General features: G+C 32.3%; 15 protein-coding genes and 1 tRNA gene. 12 read left to right on the top strand and 4 right to left on the bottom strand.

Going from position 1 to position 22,374, the window contains the following annotated elements; all coding sequences use genetic code 11:
• Positions 1-385 precede the first annotated feature (385 nt).
• Positions 386-1,813 carry an AAA family ATPase gene (locus ACQH1V_RS05425; protein ID WP_341759839.1) on the top strand — a complete coding sequence of 476 codons (1,428 nt, stop codon included), beginning with the start codon at positions 386-388 and terminating at the stop codon, positions 1,811-1,813.
• A gap of 158 nt (positions 1,814-1,971) precedes the next feature.
• Here ACQH1V_RS05425 and ACQH1V_RS05430 read toward each other — a convergent pair whose 3' ends face one another.
• Both ACQH1V_RS05430 and ACQH1V_RS05435 read right to left on the bottom strand, forming a co-directional pair.
• Positions 1,972-2,454, bottom strand: coding sequence for a hypothetical protein (locus tag ACQH1V_RS05430; RefSeq protein WP_425360107.1), 483 nt, complete (start codon positions 2,452-2,454; stop codon positions 1,972-1,974).
• A 368-nt stretch (positions 2,455-2,822) separates the two neighbouring features.
• Complete coding sequence (locus ACQH1V_RS05435) at positions 2,823-3,068, bottom strand: hypothetical protein (RefSeq protein WP_425360108.1); 246 nt, start codon at positions 3,066-3,068, stop codon at positions 2,823-2,825.
• Positions 3,069-3,787: 719 nt separating this feature from the next.
• Between ACQH1V_RS05435 and ACQH1V_RS05440 the strand changes: the two genes are divergently transcribed.
• Complete coding sequence (locus ACQH1V_RS05440; protein ID WP_425360109.1) at positions 3,788-7,489, top strand: tetratricopeptide repeat protein; 3,702 nt, start codon at positions 3,788-3,790, stop codon at positions 7,487-7,489.
• Positions 7,490-7,604: 115 nt separating this feature from the next.
• Positions 7,605-10,145, top strand: a complete 2,541-nt coding sequence (locus tag ACQH1V_RS05445; protein WP_425360110.1) for a tetratricopeptide repeat protein — start codon at positions 7,605-7,607, stop codon at positions 10,143-10,145.
• A gap of 422 nt (positions 10,146-10,567) precedes the next feature.
• Here the strand turns inward: ACQH1V_RS05445 and ACQH1V_RS05450 are convergent.
• Positions 10,568-10,657 (bottom strand) — tRNA-Ser (locus ACQH1V_RS05450).
• 169 nt (positions 10,658-10,826) lie between these two features.
• Here ACQH1V_RS05450 and lpxD point away from each other — a divergent pair.
• From lpxD to dnaQ, 6 genes are all read left to right on the top strand, one after another.
• The gene (gene lpxD / locus ACQH1V_RS05455) at positions 10,827-11,843 is read left to right on the top strand and encodes a UDP-3-O-(3-hydroxymyristoyl)glucosamine N-acyltransferase (protein WP_425360111.1); all 1,017 of its coding nucleotides are present in this window, start codon (positions 10,827-10,829) and stop codon (positions 11,841-11,843) included.
• Entirely contained in the window at positions 11,844-12,284 is a 441-nt protein-coding gene (gene fabZ / locus ACQH1V_RS05460; RefSeq protein ID WP_094649353.1) for a 3-hydroxyacyl-ACP dehydratase FabZ, read from the top strand.
• Between the two features lie 2 nt (positions 12,285-12,286).
• Positions 12,287-13,105, top strand: coding sequence for an acyl-ACP--UDP-N-acetylglucosamine O-acyltransferase (gene lpxA, locus ACQH1V_RS05465; RefSeq protein ID WP_094649354.1), 819 nt, complete (start codon positions 12,287-12,289; stop codon positions 13,103-13,105).
• A gap of 163 nt (positions 13,106-13,268) precedes the next feature.
• Positions 13,269-14,120 (top strand): LpxI family protein, encoded by an 852-nt coding sequence (locus ACQH1V_RS05470; protein ID WP_341749463.1) that lies wholly within the window; start codon positions 13,269-13,271, stop codon positions 14,118-14,120.
• A 13-nt stretch (positions 14,121-14,133) separates the two neighbouring features.
• The gene (gene coaE / locus ACQH1V_RS05475) at positions 14,134-14,709 is read left to right on the top strand and encodes a dephospho-CoA kinase (protein ID WP_425360112.1); all 576 of its coding nucleotides are present in this window, start codon (positions 14,134-14,136) and stop codon (positions 14,707-14,709) included.
• Positions 14,697-15,392, top strand: coding sequence for a DNA polymerase III subunit epsilon (gene dnaQ, locus ACQH1V_RS05480; RefSeq protein WP_425360113.1), 696 nt, complete (start codon positions 14,697-14,699; stop codon positions 15,390-15,392). The genes coaE and dnaQ overlap by 13 nt, the downstream gene beginning before the upstream one ends.
• Positions 15,393-15,407: 15 nt before the next feature.
• Here dnaQ and ACQH1V_RS05485 read toward each other — a convergent pair whose 3' ends face one another.
• Positions 15,408-15,509 carry a palindromic element RPE2 domain-containing protein gene (locus ACQH1V_RS05485; protein ID WP_425360114.1) on the bottom strand — a complete coding sequence of 34 codons (102 nt, stop codon included), beginning with the start codon at positions 15,507-15,509 and terminating at the stop codon, positions 15,408-15,410.
• A gap of 422 nt (positions 15,510-15,931) precedes the next feature.
• Between ACQH1V_RS05485 and ACQH1V_RS05490 the strand changes: the two genes are divergently transcribed.
• The 3 genes from ACQH1V_RS05490 to ACQH1V_RS05500 all read left to right on the top strand — a co-directional run bounded on the left by ACQH1V_RS05490 (position 15,932) and on the right by ACQH1V_RS05500 (position 22,339).
• On the top strand, positions 15,932-17,245 hold the full coding sequence (locus tag ACQH1V_RS05490) for an MFS transporter (protein ID WP_425360890.1): 1,314 nt from the start codon (positions 15,932-15,934) through the stop codon (positions 17,243-17,245).
• 327 nt (positions 17,246-17,572) lie between these two features.
• Entirely contained in the window at positions 17,573-19,942 is a 2,370-nt protein-coding gene (locus ACQH1V_RS05495; protein WP_425360115.1) for a penicillin-binding protein 1A, read from the top strand.
• 540 nt (positions 19,943-20,482) lie between these two features.
• A complete protein-coding gene (locus ACQH1V_RS05500) occupies positions 20,483-22,339 on the top strand; it encodes an autotransporter outer membrane beta-barrel domain-containing protein (protein WP_425360116.1) in 1,857 nt (618 codons plus the stop codon).
• Positions 22,340-22,374: the final 35 nt, after the last annotated feature.

Genomic DNA, 22,374 nt, shown 5'->3' on the forward strand with positions numbered 1-22,374 from the left:
CAGCAAAAATATATGGTTGAAAAAGCTCACGATATTCACACAGAAGGAGTAGTACAAATATTTGATATGCAAGGTAAATTTTATAATAAAGCACAAATAATCAAGGATTAAATAAAATCATACTTGACATTTCATAATTCAACAATTTTGGAGATTCAATCAGAAAGCTATAAAAAACAGGTGCTTATTGAAAAATTTGCTATTTTAACCTTAATTCTGTATAAGAATAAGCCTTTTAAAGAATGGGTATACAAAATCATTTGATTATAGTGTGTACTATCTCACTAATATATCCACAAATAACAAAATTAGTATTTACGGATCCAAATGTGCGTTATATAATGGATCCGAATATAAGCATTTGTTAATTTTAGGATCGAGTACTATGGTTAAATTTTTAGGTAGACACGAGGAATTGGAAAGACTTACAGCAATTAGCAAAAAGAAACTAGCCTCTTTCATTGTAGTTAAAGGTCGTAGACGAATTGGCAAAAGTCGGTTGATTGAAGAATTTAGCAAACAGTTTAGTAATTTTTATAGTTTTGAAGGATTGTCACCAGAAAAAGGGGTAACAGCTAAGGATCAGCTTAATGAATTCTCAAGACAAATAGCCCAGCAATTCAAAGCACCCTATGCTAGGTACGATGATTGGAGTGATGCGTTATGGGCAGTTGGTGAACGCCTATTGACAGGTAAGTGTTTATTATTATTTGATGAAATTTCTTGGATGGCTGCGGAAGAGCCAACTTTCTTAGGAAAGATTAAAAATTTTTGGGATAATCATTTAAAAAAGAACGATCAACTTATATTTGTTATATGTGGCTCTGCTGCGGCATGGATTGAAAAGAATTTGCTAAGTAGTACAGGATTCGTTGGACGTATTTCATATAGTTTAACATTAGGAGAATTACCTTTAATAGATTGCCAACACTTTTGGTCTAGCAACATCTCAGCTTACGAGAAACTGAAAGTTCTTGCTATTACAGGAGGTGTTCCCAAATATCTAGAAGAGATTAACCCTAAATTATCAGCAGAAGAAAATATCAAACATCTTTGCTTTACAAAAGGAGCCATCCTAGTGGAAGAGTTTAGACAAATATTTTCAGATTTATTTTTACGGGATAGTGCAGTTTATCAAAAGATTGTGGAAGTACTTGTTAGCGGTTCTAAAGAAAGAAATGAGGTATGCAATATTTTAAATATAGACCCTGGGGGGCGAATATCTGAATATTTTTTAGAACTTGAGCTATCAGGTTTTATTACCCGAGATCACACCTGGGATATTAAATCAGGAATTGACTCTAAATTAAGTAAATATCGTCTAAGTGATAACTATTTACGTTTCTACCTAAAGTATATACATAAGAATTTAAGCAAGATTAACCGTAATAGCTATAGTCTTAAGTCTTTAACCTCACTTGCTGAATGGAATATAATTATGGGTCTTCAATTTGAAAACCTTATTTTAAATAATAGAACCATCATCCATCAAAGTTTAAATATTAAGCCTGAGGATATTATTTCAGAAAATCCATTTTATCAACGAAAAACATCTCGTTATCCTGGATGTCAAATTGATTACCTAATTCAAACAAAGTTTGGTACCCTTTATATTTGTGAAATTAAGTTTTCTAAGAACTATATCGATTCTTCAATAATCAATGAGATGCAGAAAAAAATTAGTCTATTAAAGTATCCTAAAGGATATTCTTGTCGACCTGTGTTAATCCATGTTAACGGTGTATCAGAAAATGTCATTGATGACGATTATTTTGCTGCCATTATTGACATATCTGAATTTTTAAAGTCATAAAAATACTAGTATATATAATTGGATTTTGGGTTCTGTCCAAAAATATCTTATAATTCACAATCTTTCTGATAGACTCGATAGACCCTCAAATCTAGGAAATATTCACCTAAAATATAAGTTTAATTTCAACTACTTCAGATAATTACACTTTTAGTCTTTTATATTTGTGTTAAACCCACAATTAAAACATCTAACACATCTGATATAACACTATTATTTTCAATACTACTAATTCTTATTGTACTGACAATCTTACCAGCCTCTATCATTTCCACAAGTTCTTTTACTACATTATGACTAAGAATATTATCATCAAGCCTTAGTTCGGATAAAGTGCTATTAATTTCTAGAGCCTTAGCAAGTTGTCTAGCCCCATCATCACTAATATTATTATTACTTAGATCTATTTTGGTTACGGTTGTGTTGTTTTGCAAAAACTTTGCAACTATCTTTGCTCCATCATCGTAAATATTAGTATTATGTAGATTTATATGTGTTACCGTTTTATTATTTTTTAAAGCCCCACTAAGTAATTTAAGATCATTACTATTGATATTATAGTTTCTAAGGTTTATTTTGGTCAATTTCTCATTATCTTGTAGCTTTCTAATAAAGTCAGTAGGTTTTATAAGTTTAGTCATAAATTTACCTTCCAAAGTTAATAGATTATTTGTAATAGTTTTTTATTTCAATGGTTCTTAATCTGTTTATCTTTATTTGAACATTTTTTAATATTGTATTTCATAATAATACTAACCCGAATTCTGGATTAGAAAATTCATAAAAACCTTAACATACAAGGCTTACATCGTAGTAAAGCATAATAAAATTGATAATTTTATTCAAAATATTATATCGTATTACGACAATATTCAAGTTTTACTATAAGCTTCTTGTTAAAACAATTTTCTGATCGTATAACTAATTATTATACAGTTGATCCATCTAAGATTAAATAATAATTTATCAAACAACGTATACTTGCAATAAAACTACTTCGTCATCTTTATCAATACAAATCACATTTTTCAACTACCTCGCCAAGTAAATTTTTGGTAAATTCTTCATTTACCAGGTCATAATTGTAAAAATCATGTTCCTGTGATCTGGTAATAAAATTTTGTCCCTGAGCAGCAGTATTAACCATAATATTGCCAATTTTTTCTAAAGCGGCAGCCTTAAAATTGTCATCATGACTTAGGCTAAATGCGTGCTGATAATATTTTTTAGCCCGGATATTGCATGAAGGTAGCAAAATTCACCTATGAACCCCTTGTAATATAAGGGGTTCAGAGGAATTATACAAAAATACAAATTGTATTTTTGAGTTTTATCAAATTTAATCTCGTAACCTTTATTACTCAAGGGATAGAAAGATTTACTGATAATTCATCATGCAATATCCAGGTTAGCAATCCTTTCTAAGGTATTTTCCATAAGTTTCTCTATCAAGATGTTTTTAATTCTATTATCATTATACTCCTTATTTTATGTCCACTAAGCAATTTTTTAATTTCACAAGATAGATTAAGAAAGCAACTGTAATAAATGTCAATGAAAAAAATAAAAAACTCATGTGGAAACGGCTCTTGGTCAATTTATGCAACAAAATTTTTCGAGGTCGCTATAATAAGAACTTATTACTTTGTAAATTGTAATCAACTATTGACCCATTTGAAGGAAAAATTGTAATGAAAATTGACCCCCTAAATAAGTAACAATATCTCCAAAAAATTAATATTGTTAATATTTTTTAAGGAGTGTTTATAGTGGAAACAATTGGAAAAATACGTAGGATAAATTTGGATAATATAGTACAAGTAAAGTAGAGTTTTGTAATAATTTTTATTTCATCTTGAGTTTAGAAATAATACACTAGGGTTTTGTCATTTGCAAATTCTACTACTTTCCAAGCCAACTTATCTTAATCTATAGGCTTATTGTTAAAATAATATTTATATAGTGGTAATATCTATGCTCATGTATAATATTGCATTTTTTGCACAATTATTGTCATATATTCAATCTGTTGTTGATATTCCTGTTAATGCAACAGATATCACTGATATTAATAATGTTACATATAATGACAATATCCCGCATGACTATCATGTAGCTAGCATTCTAGCACGCTTGCCGCGTGACGCAACATCTAGCTCTCAAACGAAAAAACAAATAGCATATCAGTCAAACTCAAAGCGTTTACCTGGTACAAATAGGATAGACACACTAGTAAAACAAAGCGATGCATATGCTAGTCTTTCTAAATATGAGGATGCAATTGCTACCATAAAACGTGCTATTACATTAGCTCCTAAAAACGATCAATTGTTTTTTAAGAAAAGTGAGCTTTTAGAAAAGGTTGGTAATTATAAAGATGCGTTACATTCTATTATCACTGCCATTAAACTTAATGATCAAAATGATCAATATTTTTATAAGAAAAGCATTATCTTGAAATACCAGAGTAATTATAAAGCTGCATTACAAGCTATTACTCGTGCGATTGAATTGAATAGTCAAAATGATCAATTTTTTTATACAAAGAGCGTTCTCTTAGAATGTCAGAGTAATTATAAAGGGGCATTAAAGGCTATTGATGAGGCAATTAAACTGAATAAGAATAATGCACAATTTTTTTATACAAAAAGTATTATCTTAGAAAAACAAAATGATTTGCAAGGTTCACTAGATGCTATTGATGAGGCAATTAGGCTGAATCCTGATAGTGATCAACTTTTTTATCAAAAAATTATTATCTTGAAAGAACAAGATAATTTGCGAGCTGCATTAGATGCTGTTAACCATGCTATTGCATTGAATGATAGTAGGTCTAAGTTTTTTTATTACAAAAGCGATATATTGAAAAATCTAGGTAATTACCAAGATGCATTAGATGCAATTAATAGTGCTATTAATCTTAAACAAAATGATAATAATTTTTATTATAATCAGGCTTACATTTTAACACTACTAAAACAATATACGAATGCATTAACGGCAGTAGACAAATCTCTGAGTATCAAAGAAACCTCAAAAGCACACTATATAAGAGGTAAAATATTAAAACATCAAAATAGAAATGATGAAGCAAAAGAATCGTTTACTAAAGCTCAAAATATGTCTCCAAATTTTGAGCAATATTATAGTGATGGTGTAAATGCCAATAAAATAGGTGAAGACAAAGCTTTGGATTCCATGAATAAGGCTATTGAGATGATGCCAACTTATGACGCATTATACGTAAGAAGTCTACTGTTATATATGAATCATCAATATACAGAGGCAGAATCAATTATTGATGAAATTCTCATAGATACAAAAAATTACAATATATTATATATGAAAGTGGTGATGTGTGAGCGTCGCAAAGCATATGAAGATATGCGTAAATTTTTGGATAGTGCTATTGAAATTAATCCAACCTATGAGGCATATTTTCGTAAAGCTCAAACATTACGTAAACTAAATCAGAATGGGGAGGCATTAAAAGCAGTAGACAATGCTCTGTCTAAAGAACAAACCTATGACGCGTTTTATTATAGGACTAAAATCTTAGTAGATCTTGGTAAGTATGATGATGCATCGGAATCAATAGACAAAGCACTGTCTCAAAAAGAAACCTATAGTGCGTTTTTTTACAAAGCCAAAATCTTAGAGAAGCTTGGTAAGTATGATGATGCATCGGAATCAATAGACAAAGCACTATCTGAAAGAAAAACCTATAGTGCGTTTTTTCACAAAGCCAAAATCTTAGTGGCACTTAGTCAGTATGACGAAGCATCAGCATACATAAATTATGCTTTAGATCAAAGCAGAACATACGAAGCGTTGTATCTTGAGGCCAAAATCTTATTAAATATTGGTAATCATGATTATGCATTAGGTGCAATAAATGAGGCTTTAGATAAAAGCCAAACCTATGATGCACTCTATCGCAAGACTGAAATCTTAGTATCTCTTGCTCGTTACAAGGATGCGTTAGAAAGCATAAGTGCAGCTGTTAGTATAAATTCATCCTATGAGGCGTGGTATTTCAAGACTAAAATCTTGGTACGGGATGGTCAGTATAGTCAAGCTTTAAGCAGTATAAAAGAAACTTTAGCTGTATATCAATCATATGATGCCTATTATCTCAAGGCTAAAATCTTAAATAGTATGGCTGATTATAATCAATCATTAGAGGCCGTAGAGCAAGCTTTAATATATCGCAATAGCTATGAATCCTGTTATCTCAAAGCTGTTATTGCTGCTCGTACAGGCAAGATAAATGCATTGGATGCTATTGATAAGGCTTTAAGTATCAATAAAACATATGAAGCATATTATCTTAAGGCTATTATCTTAAAACATCAAGGCAGATATTCAGATGCAATCAAATCTATTGATAACGCTTTATCGTGCCTTAAAAATAAAAATGCAAATTATGATATTTCATTTACTAAAGCTCAGCTCTTAGTGTCAGAAGAATTATATACAGATGAGGCATTAGAGATTATTAATAGAGTTATCAAAATTAGTCCAACCTATGAGGCATATCACCTCCAAAGTATAATTTTAGAGAAGCAAAACAAATATTTAGAAGCATTACAAGCTGTTGAAAACGCGATAAGCATTGAACGAACGAATGAAATATATTATCGTAAAGCTCAAATTTTATATAATATGAGTCAGTCAGAAGAGACTCAGTCAGAAGAAAGACATTTGGAAGAGGCATTGAACTCTACTGAAACTGCTAATGCAATACAAGAATCCTATGATGCGTATCTTCTTGCTGGTACCATCCATGAGTTAAAAGGTAATTATATGAAAGCAGAAATATCGTTCAAACAATCGATAAAAATCCAGAAAACTGATGATGCATATAAAGCACTAATTAATTTATTAACAGAACAAGGCAAACATCGAGATGTAATACTAGTGTCTGATGAGCAAATAAATTCTCAAGAGACCTTTAATCCCGAAATATATTATAATGAAACAACCCTTAGTATTAATCCATCGATAGTAGTAACTCCTAAATATACTCAACATTATAATGATAGTGTTGAGTTATTGCGATCAAAAGAGTATAGACAATCGTTACAAAAGATTAATGAGGCTTTAAAGGAAAATGAAACAGATGATGCATATTTTATTCAAGGTGTTATTTTTAGAAAATTATGGCAATATGATGATGCAATAAAGGCATTTAACAATGCTTTAACCTACGCTAAAGCACATAATCATCTGGATAAATTATATTCTATATATGTTTCCCTTGCTTTTACATATAAAGAGCATCTTGAGTACCAGAAAGGGTTAGAATCAGTTAATAATGCTTTAAATATACAAAAAACAGGCTACTACGCTAATTGTCTTAAGGGTATAATTTTATGGCTAAACGAAGAGTTGGAAAATGCATTGAATTATGTTAGTGAGTGTTTAAATCTTAAGCCTAGTCCAGAAATCGCTTATATTGAAGGTATGATCTTCTTCGAACGAAATAAATGGACTAATGCATTAAAATCTTTTGAGGATTGTATCTCGCTTGGTGGTTATAAATTCGCAGAAAAAATGCTCTCAGATGTAAAATCTAATTTAAACAAGCTGGATAGTTTCAATCCATATCCAGGAGATAACGATGTTAAATCTCATTATGGTGTAGAGCCATTAGGTCTCGATTACCATCCTTAAGCACATGTTAATAAAAATTATTACCATGATTATAAATTATTTATTGCACTTGACTTGACTAATTCTAGAAAATCATTTTTAATTAAAATTCTATTATCAAATATGGAGTAAAATTATGTTTAGTAATAATCGCAAAAGTGAGCAAAATCGACCCCAATATAAATATAAAGATCCTCATTACAAATCCATTACTAAAAAGCCCCAAAATAAGAAATCTAAGCTTAGCGCGCACGACAATAATAATACAGCACAAACATTACGCACAACATCACAGGGGCATGACAACATGTTGGGTCCACTTGTAAATGATACTTCAAATAAGAGCAATATATACAAGAACGATATAACTGGGTTTGGGTGGGTTGCTTTAAGTACTTTAAGTATTATGCAATTATTCCCTAATTCTGTTAGTGCTAGCCCTATTAATTTCAATGCTCTAGATATTAATGATCATAGCACAGGAAAGAATGATAGTATATCACACAGAATGGAGAGATCTTTAGTACCTGATTCTTCATACAACTACAATATAACTCCAAATAGTTTATCTCGTTCTGCATTAGTTTATTCCAAATCAAAAAATCCAATCTACAAACAAAAATACGACCTATCTTGCGTAGAAAAGTCAGACTGTGAAAAATCGTTAAAAATCATTAATCAGCATATTGCCTCGAGTCCCAATAATGCTAAATTCTTGCATCATCAAAGTATTGTTCTAGAAAGGCAAGGTAAACTTAAAAAAGCATTGGAAGCTATTGAAAAGGCAATTACATTTAATCCCGACAATGATCAACTATGGTTAAGAAAAACTATTATTCTGGATAAACAAGGTAGTACTGAAGAAGCGTTAAAGTCTATTAAGAAGGCTATTACATTAAATTCTAACAATGATATGTTGTTGTTTTACAAATCTATGATTTTATATAAGCAAGATGAGCATGCAGAAGCGTTAGCTACTATTGAAGAAGCTATAAAATTGAATTCTAACAATGAGCAGTTCTGGTTTCTCAAAATTAATATTCTATATAAACAAGGTGAGTATGGGAAGGCATTATCATTTGTTGAGGAATCTATTAAATTAAAGCCTGACAATGTTAAATTATTGTATTACAAAAGTATTATTCTCAATAAACAAGAAGGTAGTGGCACAGGAGCATTAGAAGCTATTGAAGAAGCTATTAAATTAGACCCTGAGAATGCTACATTCTTATACCATAAAAGCGTTATTTTGAAGAATCAAAATAAGTATGATGCTGCATTGTCAACTATTGAAGAAGCTATTAAATTATATCCAGAGCATAAAAATGCTGCATTCTTATACCATAAAAGTGTTATTCTGAATAATCAAGGTGAATATAATCATGCATTGTCAACTATTGAAGAAGCTATTAAATTAGATCCAGAGCATAAGAATGCTGCATTCTTATACCATAAAAGTGTTATTCTGAATAATCAAAATAAGTATGATGCTGCATTATCAACTATTGAAGAAGCTATTAAATTAGATACAGAGCATAAGAATGCTGCATTCTTATACCATAAAAGTGTTATTCTGAATAATCAAAATAAGTATGATGCTGCATTATCAACTATCGAAGAAGCTATTAAATTAGATACAGAGCATAAGAATGTTGCATTCTTATACCATAAAAGTGTTATTCTGAATAATCAAGGTGAATATAATCATGCATTGTCAACTATTGAAGAAGCTATTAAATTAGATACAGAGCATAAGAATGTTGCATTCTTATACCATAAAAGTGTTATTCTGAATAATCAAGATAAGTATGATGCTGCATTATCAACTATTGAAGAAGCTATTAAATTAGATACAGAGCATAAGAATGTTGCATTCTTATACCATAAAAGTGTTATTCTGAATAATCAAGGTGAATATAATCATGCATTATCAACTATTGAAGAAGCTATTAAATTATATCCTGAGAATGCTACATTCTTATACCATAAAAGTGTTATTCTGAATAATCAAGATAAGTATGATGCTGCATTGTCAACTATTGAAGAAGCTATTAAATTAGACCCTGAGAATGCTGCATTCTCATACCATAAAAGTGTTATTCTGAATAATCAAGGTGAATATAATCATGCATTGTCAACTATTGAAGAAGCTATTAAATTATATCCTGAGAATGCTACATTCTTATACCATAAAAGTGTTATTCTGAATAATCAAGATAAGTATGATGCTGCATTGTCAACTATTGAAGAAGCTATTAAATTAGATACAGAGCATAAGAATATTGCATTCTTATACCATAAAAGTGTTATTCTGAATAATCAAGGTGAATATAATCATGCATTGTCAACTATTGAAGAAGCTATTAAATTAGACCCTGAGAATGCTACATTTTTGTATGACAAAAGTCGTATCTTATATGATATGGGAGGTCTTGATAACTATGAATCTGCATTATTGTCCATTAATTCAGCTTTAAATATACAGGAAACATGTGAAGCTTCTACACTTAAAAGCCATATTTTACATGCTATTGGAGGAGCAAAGAACTATGAGGCTTCACTAGCAGTTCTTGAGAAATTTGGTAGTGATTCCGAATGTCTAGATATTCCTGATATATTTCAAGATGTAGAGGAAGTTATACCCATTGGAGACGATTTAACAGAATCAGAATTTTAAGGTGCCATCCCGGCTTTATCGGTTCTTAACCTTAATAGAATTAATCGTCTAAGGCAGTTGTTTAAAGAAAGAACATACTGAAAACGAAAAAAGATTGAACTCATTAATAGATTTACGACTTAATGGTGAATTGAGTACAGAAGAATTTCAAGCAAAAAAACAACAATTAAAAGATCGTCAATATGAAATTAATCGATTATTAAAAATTTATGATGAAGCAGATGACAAATTTACTGATACCGTCTCAACCTTTATAACTCTAGCTTCTGAAGCTTATGAAACTTTCAAAGGTTCTGAAATGCCTCAAAAACGCAAAATGATAAAATTCGTATTTCAGAACCTTGAACTGAATGGCAAAAAACTTGAGACCTCTCTGCGTTTCCCGTTCGATATTTTTGAAAAAACGACAACTCGTACGGAAGTGGCGGATAGGGTGGGATTCGAACCCACGGTACGGTTGCCCGTACGCTAGTTTTCAAGACTAGATCCTTAAACCACTCGGACACCTATCCGAGATAATACATATCAGACAAACTAAAGAAATTCAAGTATAAATGTTTATATAATACTATTATACCATATAAATTGTTGTAAGAAAACTTGAATATTTTTTAACTGACGTTTATACTACTCCCGTCATACATTTATACTGTTCTCATCATTTTATAAAAATAACTAACTATGATAAATTCACGCTTTTATAAGAAATCTGCCTCTTATAAATTATCAGAAATTATAAAGTTAATAGATGCTGAGATATCATGTTTCACTGACTTGTTAATCCATGATGTTAAATCTTTAGAAGAGGCTGATGTTGGTGATATAACTTTTTTAAGTAATAGCAAATATATTACCCAATTTCAAAGCACTAAAGCTTCATGCTGCATAGTTCCAGAGAATTTTTCACAAGAATCTAACAATGGAACAATATTATTAAAAGTAAAGAATCCGTATTTCTTTTATGCAAAATTAGTGGATTTGTTCTATAGTAAAGCAAAGACTTATCCTAACAAAATTATGCAATCTGCCTATATTTCGGATTCTGCCACTATAGGAAATAATTGTTATATAGGACATAATGTTGTTATTGAAGATCATGTTGTAATAGGTGATAATTGCGTTATAGAATCTGGGACGATTATAGATTATGGAGTGGTAATAGGTAATAGAGCATTAATATACTCAAATGTTTCAATAAGTTACAGCATAATAGGTGATGATGTGGTAATATTACCTGGAGCAAGAATTGGACAAGATGGTTTCGGTTTTGCAACAGATAAAGGGGTTCACAAGAAAATTTTCCATACAGGTATAGTTAAAATAGGTAATAATGTTGAAATAGGTAGTAATACTACTATTGATAGGGGATCAATAAATGATACAGTGATAGGAGATTTATGTAGAATAGATAACTTAGTGCAGATAGGACATAATGCTATAATAGGAAGGGGGTCGATTATTGTTGCACAGGTCGGTATATCAGGTAGTACTACAATAGGGGCATATTGTGCTCTTGGAGGGCAAGCAGGACTAGCCGGACATATAGTACTGGGTGATAAAGTACAAGTAGCAGCAAAAGCCGGTGTTATAAAAGATGTTGAATCAGGAGTAACAGTTGGTGGATACCCTGCCGTATCGATTAGAGATTGGCATAAACAATCAGTAATTATGAAACAGCTTATAAAAAACGGAATATAAATGAAGATTAATATTATAGAAATAATGGAAATGCTACCTCATCGCTATCCATTTTTATTAATAGATAGGGTGCTAGAATTTAAGCTTAATGAATCAATTGTTGGCATCAAAAATGTTACTGTTAATGAGCCACAATTTACTGGTCATTTTCCTACAAAACCAATAATGCCCGGCGTTTTAATTGTTGAGGCTATGGCTCAGCTTTCTGCTATTTTAGTAGCAAAATCAATGAATTACTCTATAAAAGATAAAGAGTTTTTCTTTATGTCTATTGAAGAGACAAAATTTCGTAAAATTGTTGAGCCAGGTGATACATTACATATTTATGCTAAAATAGAGCAAAATAGAGGTTCTGTTTGGAAATTCTCAAGTAATGCTAAAGTTGATGAGCAGATAGTTGCAGAAAGCAAATTTACGGCAATGGTTAAAAATAGGAATTAATGATGGGCTTACCAGCTATACACGCAACTGCCATAGTAGATCCAAGAGCTTCAATTGGTAAAAATGTCAGTATAGGTCCCTTTTGTACTATTGGATCAGAGGTGGTTTTGGCAGATAATGTTGAGCTAAAATCACATGTAGTTATAGAGGGGAAAACAAAAATTGGTGCTAATACAGTTATATATCCATTTGCTTCTATTGGTCAACCCCCTCAAATAGTTAAGTATGAGGGAGAAAAGTCAGAGGTTATCATAGGTAGTAATAATACTATTAGAGAATATGTAACTATTCAAGCTGGTAGTAAAGGTGGTGGGATGGTTACCACTGTAGGTAATAATGGTTTATTTATGGTTGGAGTACATATAGCACATGATTGCACCGTAGGAAATAATGTGATTTTTGCAAATTATGCTAGCTTAGGTGGTCATGTTAAAGTTGGTGATTATGCTATTATAGGAGGGCTGTCTGCTGTTCTTCAATTCGTACGTATAGGACAACATTCGATAATCGGTGGCATGTCGGCAGTGGAGAAAGATTTAATTCCATTTGGGCTAGCTATAAATGAAAGGGCATTTCTTAGAGGAATAAACTTAGTTGGAATGAAAAGACGTGGCTTTGATAATCAGGAAACGCTTGATACTATAAAAGCTATAGATGATATTTTTGTTAGCGAAGGTATTTTTACTGATAAAGTTGAGAAAGTTTCAAAGCAATATAAAGGTAACCATATTGTAGAACAAATTATCGCTTTTATAAAGCAGGATAGTACCAGAGTATTTTGTCAACCACGACAAGTCGATCATGATAAGGCAAATAGCTAAAATGTGGCAAATACACTCTTCTATTTTCAAAAATTGGATTCACAAAGTTTGGTGGTATTTGCGTACTCACATACAAAGAGTACGTTGTACTCGCTTCTTCTCCCTTGTTTATCGTTCCCACTCTTCAAATCCTTTGACTATAAAAAATGTGCATGACCCAAATATGCGTAAGGTAGATTTGTCCATAGCTTTACATTCTAATTTTTCTAATCCTTTTAGTATAGTGGGAATTATAGCAGGAAATGGTTTATTGCCAATCTCACTAGCTGAAAGTTTTATTACACAAGGAGGACAGTGTTATATCGCTGCTTTAGAAGGAGAAGCAGATCCGACATTATATAAGGATCTTACCCACCAATTTTTTAAAATTGGTATGGTCAAACCAATAATTGAGTATTTTCGTAAATATGATGTAAAAAATATAATTCTTGCTGGTGGTGTAAAACGTCCTAATTTAAAAGCAATTAAAGTAGATTTAATGGGTTCAAGGTTACTTGCTCGTATATTAAAACAAAAATTTTTAGGAGATGATAAACTTCTTAGTATAGTGACAGATTTCCTAGAAGAAAAAGGGTTTAACGTAGTTTCTAGTTATGAAATATTGAGTGCAAATAATAGCATTAAGACCAGGATTGCTCCATCATCAATAGATAATACAGATATCGAATTAGGCATGAAACTATTAGATAGTATAGGACAGCTTGATGTAGGGCAATCAGTCATTGTTGATAATGGATATATTATAGGTATTGAAGCAGCAGAAGGTACAGATAATTTAATAAAAAGATGTTCGTATTTACGCAAAAATTCTACAGGTGGGGTACTTGTTAAAATGATGAAGAAGGGACAAGATACTAGAATTGATATACCTACAATAGGACCAGAGACAATAAATAATTTAGCTAGTTATGGTTATAAAGGGGTAGCAATACAGAAAGAGAAAGTGATTGTTATTGAGCTAGAAAAAACTATTGAACTAGCTAATAAATGTGGGCTTTTTATTGTAGAAAAATAAAATATTTATTAAAATGATTTGTGTGGGAATTACTGGTAGTTATGCTTCAGGAAAAACTTTTGTCTTAAATTATTTAGCTGATTTAGGATTTATGACTTTTTCCGCTGACGAATATATTAAGGATATCTACAAAAAGGCGGCAATACAAAATATAATTCTTAACTTACTGCCTGAGCTAAAAATTTTTGATAAAAGAAAAATAGCAGAGCTAATCTATGCTAATGATTCATCAAGAAGAAAATTGCAAAATTTTATTCATCCATTTGTAGTGGAAGGTTTGTCTCTTTTTAAACGGCAAAATAATGATTCAGAAATTACATTTGCTGAGATTCCATTACTTTTTGAAGCTAAATTTGATAAATATTTTGATTTTTATGTTACAACATTCTGCTCGGAAGAATCTAGGTTAAAAAGGGCAATGTCTAGGGAAGGATTTAATTTAACAACTTATAATAAAATCGCACAGATTCAATTATCACAACAGATTAAAATAGCAAGAGCAGATTTTGTTATTAATACTGATGTTAATATAGTAGATTTAGATAAACAAATAACTCAACTAATACAAAAATTAAAATGCCGCAATTAAGAGAAGTAATTTTAGATACTGAAACAACTGGTTTAGATCCAAAAAGTGGACATAGGATTGTTGAGATTGGTGCTATTGAAATGGTTAATAAAGTTCTAACCGGTAAGCACTTTCACTTTTATATTAATCCACAACGAGATATGCCAACAGAAGCTTATCGAATACATGGTATATCAGGAGAGTTCTTAAAAGATAAACCACTCTTTGCAGAAATTGCCGAGGAGTTTTTAGCGTTTATTAGTAACAGCCAGCTTGTTATACATAATGCAACATTTGATATTAAGTTTATTAATTATGAGTTGTCTTTGCTCAAAAGACCTAATACAGATTTTTTAGAACTTGCTAGTACTATTGATACTCTTGCTTTGGCTCGCAAGATGTTCCCTGGAATGAAGGCTAATCTTGACTCATTATGTAAAAGATATAAAATTGACAATTCTTCGCGTAAGTTGCATGGAGCCCTTAAGGATGCGGCATTATTGGCAGAAGTTTATGTTGAGCTTACTGGAGGTAGGCAGATAAGTTTTAACATTAATAGCAAAAAGGTACAAAATACAGATGAGCTGTTGGTTAGAACTACTATGGCAAATAAAAATAATACTATAGTTGTCAAACCAACTAAGGAAGAATTACAAAAACATAAAGAATTTTTGTCAAAAATTCTTTCTCCTATGTGGTTATAGAATTATATAGTCAATTCAGGAGAATTGGGTATAGTCAATTGATGAGAAGTTGGTGACGTCGTCACTCGTCGCTCGCCTATTACTTATAGGCGTCACTCCATCGTTCCTGCTACCCAATTCCCCTGAATTGAATTGACTATAGCAGGAGCGATGGAGTACATAAGCGTTAGTTTAAGAAAACAATAATTGATAAACCGTCATTGCGAGGAAACCTTAGGTCAACGAAGCAATCTATTTCTATTCACTTTTTCTTGGATTGCCGCGTCGCCGCTTTTAGCGGCTTCTCGCAATGACGTTATCTGTAATTGTGAGACCACATAGTGGTCGCGGCAATCCACACTTAATGGATTGCTTCGTTGGCTTATGCCTTTTCGCAATGACGTTATCTGTCATTGCGAGACCATGTAATGGTTGAAGCAATCCATTGTTTATTAAATTAGGAGACTTACACCTCCTCGCTAATAGACAGCACGATGGGTGCTTATTCGGCACTAATTCAGGTTAATTGACTATAATTTAAATATATAGGTGCATAGGTGATGAGATATCAGCAGGAACGAAACCTAACTAAAGACCAAAAAGAAGCCATAGGATTATTCTCAGTTGGTACATTCCTAGAATATTTTGACTTAATGTTATACGTCCATATGGGGGAGTTTTTTAATGAGTTATTTTTTAAACCGACTGATTCTCATACAGCCTCTTTAATGAAGGCTGTGATCTTTTGTTCTACATTTATTTTTCGACCTATTGGTGCCTTAATATTTGGTTGGATAGGTGATAATATAGGGCGTAAATCAACAGTGATCATCACAACTTCTTTGATGGCTATATCATGTTTTGTGATGGCTAATCTGCCTACTTATGCTCAGATAGGAAGTATGGCAGCTTGGATAGCGACAATTTGCCGTATTGTTCAAGGTGTCTCTGCCATAGGAGAGGTGACAGGGGCACAACTTTACTTAACTGAAACGATTAACCCTCCAGTCCAATATGCAAGTATAGGATTAATATGGGCTTTTTGTAGTCTAGGGGCATTAAGTGCTTTAGGGGTTGCCTCACTTGTTAGTTCTTATGATTTTAACTGGCGTTTGGCATTTTGGGCTGGCACAGTAATTGCATTGGTTGGTTTTGTTGCAAGAACCAAACTTAGAGAAGCACCAGAATTTGTTGATGCCCAATACCGAATAAAAAGAGTTTTTGAAAGAATTAATATAGATACAGCTATCTTAAAAGCCAATCCCATTTGGCAAGCAAAAGTTAATAAAAAAACACTACTAGCTTTCTTTTTATTACAATGTGTTGCACCGGTGTGTTTTTATTTTATTTATATACATTGTGCCAATATTTTAAAAACTAGCTTTGATTATACAATGCTTGATGTTATTCATCATAATTTTATTATCTGTATAATAGAGCTGTTAGTCATATTAGTATTATCTTATTTAAGCTTAAAAATGTATCCATTATTAATCCTAAGAATTATACTGATTATATCTGCTATTTTTATCGTATTTTGTCCGTATTTATTGAATCATGTTAATTCTCCTTACCAATTATTTCTAATTCAATCCGTTCTATCTTTATTGCATGAATGTTTAGGACCTGCTTTGCCCATTTGTTATAAAAGCTTTCCTATATTTAAACGTTTTATCTGTGCTAGCATGACATTTGCTTTATCTCGGGCTTTTATGTATGTCATTACCTCTTTTGGTTTGGTATATCTTGTTGAATATTTTGGTAATTGGGGATTATTGTTTATTATGATTCCTGCAATTATCGGTTTTGCTTATGGGCTATTGCATTTTGAAAAATTGGCAAAAGATTCTGGGAATTATAGTGAATTAACTTGAATTGGCAACGTTATAAATCCGATTAGTATTGAGCATCAGCGTCATTGCGAGGAGCTACTTTGGTGGCGACGAAGCAATCCATTTAATAGTTTTTTTGGATTGCTTCGTCGACCTTACGGGTTCCTCGCAATGACGTTTTTACCCTTTCATTCTCGCGTAGGCGGGAATCTAGACCCCTGCTTACGCAGGGGTGACACAAAAATGACTTGCTACGTCGCCGATTTTAGCGGCTCCTCGCTAATAGACAGCACGGTGAGTGCTTATTCGGAACTAATTCAGGTTAATTGACTATAGCTATAAATTTTATAATAAATTGATAATATAACGATGTTCAAACTTTTTTACGTATTTTTTAAATTATTTTTAATATTAGGGCTAATAGCTATTAGTGCTTGTATATATTTGTTGTATAATTACTCTAAGGATTTACCGGACTACTCACAACTTGCCGATTATCATCCACCATCGGTAACAAGAGTGTATGCCCAAAATGGAAAATTAATGGAGGAATATGCTTTAGAACGTAGAGTTTTTGTACCTATTAGTAGTGTGCCACGCTCTCTTATAGAGGCTTTTATTTCAGCTGAAGATAAGAATTTTTTTGAACATTCAGGAGTTGATATTATAAGCATAATTAGAGCAGCAATACTAAATATTTCTAATATTGTACACCACCGTAGAGTGGAAGGAGGGTCAACTATTACCCAGCAAGTAGTCAAGAATTTTTTATTAACCTCCGAGGTATCGATAGAACGTAAGATTAAAGAGGCGATTTTATCCTATATGGTCTCAAAAACCTTTACTAAAGATCAAATTTTGGAGCTATATCTTAATCAAACATTTTTTGGTAGGGGAGCCTACGGAGTTGCCATGGCTGCTCAAAATTATTTTAATAAATCTATTGACGATTTAACTCTTGCTGAATCAGCTTTTATTGCTGGGTTACCAAAAGCTCCATCAAATTTTAACCCGGAAAAAAATTATGCCAGGGTAAAAGAGCGTAGAGATTATGTCATTATGAGAATGTTGGAAGATGGTTATATAACGCAAGAAATAGCAAAAGAGGCAATAGATACGGCAATTATTTTACAAAAGCGGGATCGTAGCGAAACCGTTACCGCCGGTTATTATGCTGAGCAAGTGCGGGAAGAAGTTATTCGTAGAATTGGCAGTAAAGAATATTTTTATACCGGAGGCTTAACAGTCATTACCTCACTTGATGCTAATATGCAGCAAGCTGCAGAGAATTCTCTTAGAAAAGGTATAAGAGAATATGACAGAAAACATGGTTTTAGAGGAGTTATCACTAATATAGATATAAATAACTGGCAAGATAATTTAAATAAACTAACAAAGCCACCAGCCATTCTAGAATATCAATTGGCGGTAGTATTAAATGTTTCAGATAATCAAGCGGAAATTGGTCTTTGCGACTTGAGTAAGTCCAAAATAGCTTTATCAGAAATGAAATGGGCGAAAAATAACCTTAAATCTGCAAAAACTCTTTTGCAGAAAGGGGATGTTATAGTAGTTGAAAAAGTAAATGCTAATTACTCTTTAAGGCAAATTCCTACTGTTAATGGGGCTATTATGGTGATGAACCCTACAACAGGGCAGGTGCTTGCAAGTGTTGGTGGGTATGATTTTGCGGTTAGTAAATTTGATCGTGTTACCCAGGCTTTACGACAACCAGGGTCACTCAGTAAAACTTTCGTTTATCTGGCTGCTTTAGAAAATGCCATCCAGCCAAATAGAATTTTTGAAGATGGTCCAGTAGAGGTTCCACAAGGTCCTGGTATGCCAGTTTGGCGACCAAAAAATTATAAAGGGGATTTTTTGGGTTTAATTACTATGCGTACAGGTCTTGAGAAATCGCGAAACCTTATTACTGTCAGGGTAGCACAATCTATAGGACTAAACAAAGTTGCTGAAATAATCAAGCGATTCGGCATTAATAATGAGCCAAAGAGATTTTATTCTATGGTGCTTGGTTCGCTCGAAACCACGTTAAAAAAAATGATAACTGCTTATGCAATAATTGCCAATTCAGGGAAAAAAGTCACCCCACATTTTGTCGAACTCATTAAAGATCGTAACGGTAAAATAATTTATCGTAGAGACAATAGAGAATGTGAAAATTGTAGTGTATCTGATTCCCAGCTTACTGATAACGTATCACCGCCTATCTTGTCTCAACCAGATTGTCGAATGATTACCGATGAGGCAAGTGATTATCAGATTGTCTCATTTCTTACTGGAGCAGTTGAAAGAGGCACCGCAATAGCTGCAAAAAAACTTGGTAAGATTATAGCTGGTAAAAGCGGTACCACCAATGAGAGTATGGATACTTGGTTTATTGGTTTTACTCCCAAAATAATTGTTGGAACATATATTGGCTATGATACACCAAAAACACTTGGAAAAACTGCCACAGGGTCAAGTGTTGCCTTACCGATATTTATCGACTTTATGGAAAAGGCATATTCTGATATTCCTTCACTAGCGTTTAAAATACCAGAATCGATTAAATTATTACCAGTAAATCCACAAACCGGTAAAATTACCTCTTCTGGTAGTATTATGGAAGCATTCAAAACTCATGATATACAGATATTAGATTATCAACAAGAGACCCAAGATAATGATGATTTCCATAATATCTCACCTGAAAAAGATAATTCTCAGGAGGTATATTAGGCTCTGTGAACAAGATTTAAATTACTAGATTTCGACTCTTTTTAGCTGCAAATTATAAGATTTTTTTGAAATAGAACTAACTATTCCGGTAAAAATCTTATTAATTTTCGCTTAAAAATACTCAAAATCTAAACAATTAAAATTTTGTTCACAGAGCCTAGTACTACAGTTGTAGATTGAATGTGAGTGTTCACGGAAAAAAGGTTAAAGTATAAGATGTCATTGCGAGGAGGTTGCCAGACCGACGAAGCAATCCAGGAAAGTGATTAGAAATGGATTGCTTCGTTGACCTTACGGTCTCCTCGCAATGACGCTTGGTGATCAGGTTTTTTTATTCATCACAAAAAAATAGCAAAAAAATCGTGAATGCTCACATCTAAACTACAACTGTAGTACTAGGGTCTGTGGACAAGATTTGTCTAGACAACGGATAATACTATGATACTATTTCAATTATTGCCTGACAGTAACATTTGAGTACTCATTTATTAAATGGAGGTATTCACTAACTGAATGTAATGAATTGGAAGTAATATCAATATGTCAATATTAGATAAAACTTTTACAGGAATAAACAAGGTAATTAAATGTCTTATATTGAGTTGTTTTTATGTTAATATACTCTATGTTTCTGTAGTATTAGCTAAACCTCCACATGAATATTTATCAAATGCTTTGAAAAGCGTGCTTAAAAATTTTGAGGAAAACCCTAGAATGCTCATTCCTGGTGGTTCTATGCTATTAATAAATTACGATAAAAGCAAGTCGATTAGTCAAGATACCGAACCTATAGAGCAAATACCACAGCCATTTGTTAATACGCCACCTGCATCAGCAACCGTAAATGTATCTCCAAATAATTTATTAAGAGACTCCTGTGATAATTGCGGAACAGACTTAAGTGATCAAAACACAGATTCTCTTGTTGAAAGGAATGATGTCCCACATATTTATAAGGAAGTAAACTTAACTACTCATGACAATTATAAGGTAATAGACTTAGATTATGACACAGATTCTCTTGTTGAGATTAATGATAATTCTGATAATAGTTCGTTAATAGGCTCTAGTGGTCATGACACAAGTTCTCTTGTTGAAATTAATGATAATTCTGATAATAGTTCGTTAATGGGCTTTAGTGATAATGACACAGATTCTCTTTCGGAAGTAGCTGTTCGAGAAGAACCAATCATTCCAAAAAGAGCAGTTATTCTAGCAGCAGGAATACCAAGAGGAGATGGTGGTGGAGTACCATCAGGAGGAGATGGTGGAGCAGTCGTTCCAGAAGAAAAAGATACTTCAGAAGAAAAAACTGTGCCAGCAATAGAAGCTGCATCTCCAACAGCAGATGCGATATTAGTTCCAATTGTAACAACTAACCCCGAGAACATAGCAATAGCATTATTACAAAAACAAAAAGAAACAATAAGAGTTGTTACTTTAGCGGTAAATGAAATAGTTATATTATCTTATGAATTTGCAAATTCAACTATTGATTTAAGATTAACCAATTTAAGGTATTTAAACAATCTTACTGTCCTTAGCTCTGGCGATGACGTTAATATTGTTCCTAAAAATTTGTGGATTAGTGGCACGATTGGTAAAGCTAAGTATAATGGTAAAAGCATGTTAAATGGGTATACGGGCAAAATTAGTGCGGTAACTATTGGCGAGGATATAGAGTTGCCAAGTGGTAGCATTATTGGGGGAGCTTATAACTATGTTCTCTCCAATTTTAAATATAAGAATCGTATTAACAAAATTGTTGTACATACCCATGTAATGTCGATATATGGTCAAACTAATTTGTCGAAAAAAGTAATATTACAGGGTTTTCTTTCTCTTGCTTTGGGTAATGTTTCTACAAAATTATCAGCGTATAATCAGCTAGTTAAAGCTAAATTTGCTGATACTGCCTATAGTAGCAAAGCAATAATTGCTTATAATTCAAGGATTAGCAGAGTATCAATTGTCCCATATATTGGGTTTAAATATGGAAGATATAATATTGCTAGATATAATGCAAGTTTTGAAACACAAAGCCTATTAGTTGCAGCTAGTAATGGCAGAAGAACTTCTGGGCTTATAGGGTTTGGAGTAATTATGCCAATGAATGTTAATAATACTAGCCAGATGGTTCCTGGGTTATATATGGAAGTCGAAAAGTTTTTGCATAACAAACAAAAAAATCTGCATATGCAGATAGAGTCAGATCGATCTAACAATAGGGAGGAAGTATTATTACTTGAAGAGGCGGCTAAATACCAGTATAAAATTGGCGGAACTATTACTATAAAATGTCAACTAGCAGAAATTATGGCAGCATATGAATATTTAGTTTTTAATAATAAATATTCCCACCATCAAGGTTCGCTAAAATTAAAATTATTGTTCTAATACTACAATTGTAGATTGAACGTGAGTGTTCACGG

The sequence above is a fragment of the Candidatus Tisiphia endosymbiont of Ceraclea dissimilis genome (assembly GCF_964030735.1).
Taxonomy (GTDB): domain Bacteria; phylum Pseudomonadota; class Alphaproteobacteria; order Rickettsiales; family Rickettsiaceae; genus Tisiphia.

Excerpts from the sequence above, each read along its gene's own strand:
- ACQH1V_RS05425 (WP_341759839.1), top strand. The coding sequence starts at position 386 with ATGGTTAAATTTTTAGGTAGACACGAGGAATTGGAAAGACTTACAGCA.
- ACQH1V_RS05430 (WP_425360107.1), bottom strand. The coding sequence starts at position 2,454 with ATGACTAAACTTATAAAACCTACTGACTTTATTAGAAAGCTACAAGAT.
- ACQH1V_RS05440 (WP_425360109.1), top strand. The coding sequence starts at position 3,788 with ATGCTCATGTATAATATTGCATTTTTTGCACAATTATTGTCATATATT.
- ACQH1V_RS05445 (WP_425360110.1), top strand. The coding sequence starts at position 7,605 with ATGTTTAGTAATAATCGCAAAAGTGAGCAAAATCGACCCCAATATAAA.
- lpxD (WP_425360111.1), top strand. The coding sequence starts at position 10,827 with ATGATAAATTCACGCTTTTATAAGAAATCTGCCTCTTATAAATTATCA.
- fabZ (WP_094649353.1), top strand. The coding sequence starts at position 11,844 with ATGAAGATTAATATTATAGAAATAATGGAAATGCTACCTCATCGCTAT.
- lpxA (WP_094649354.1), top strand. The coding sequence starts at position 12,287 with ATGGGCTTACCAGCTATACACGCAACTGCCATAGTAGATCCAAGAGCT.
- ACQH1V_RS05470 (WP_341749463.1), top strand. The coding sequence starts at position 13,269 with ATGCGTAAGGTAGATTTGTCCATAGCTTTACATTCTAATTTTTCTAAT.
- coaE (WP_425360112.1), top strand. The coding sequence starts at position 14,134 with ATGATTTGTGTGGGAATTACTGGTAGTTATGCTTCAGGAAAAACTTTT.
- dnaQ (WP_425360113.1), top strand. The coding sequence starts at position 14,697 with ATGCCGCAATTAAGAGAAGTAATTTTAGATACTGAAACAACTGGTTTA.
- ACQH1V_RS05490 (WP_425360890.1), top strand. The coding sequence starts at position 15,932 with ATGAGATATCAGCAGGAACGAAACCTAACTAAAGACCAAAAAGAAGCC.
- ACQH1V_RS05495 (WP_425360115.1), top strand. The coding sequence starts at position 17,573 with ATGTTCAAACTTTTTTACGTATTTTTTAAATTATTTTTAATATTAGGG.
- ACQH1V_RS05500 (WP_425360116.1), top strand. The coding sequence starts at position 20,483 with ATGTCAATATTAGATAAAACTTTTACAGGAATAAACAAGGTAATTAAA.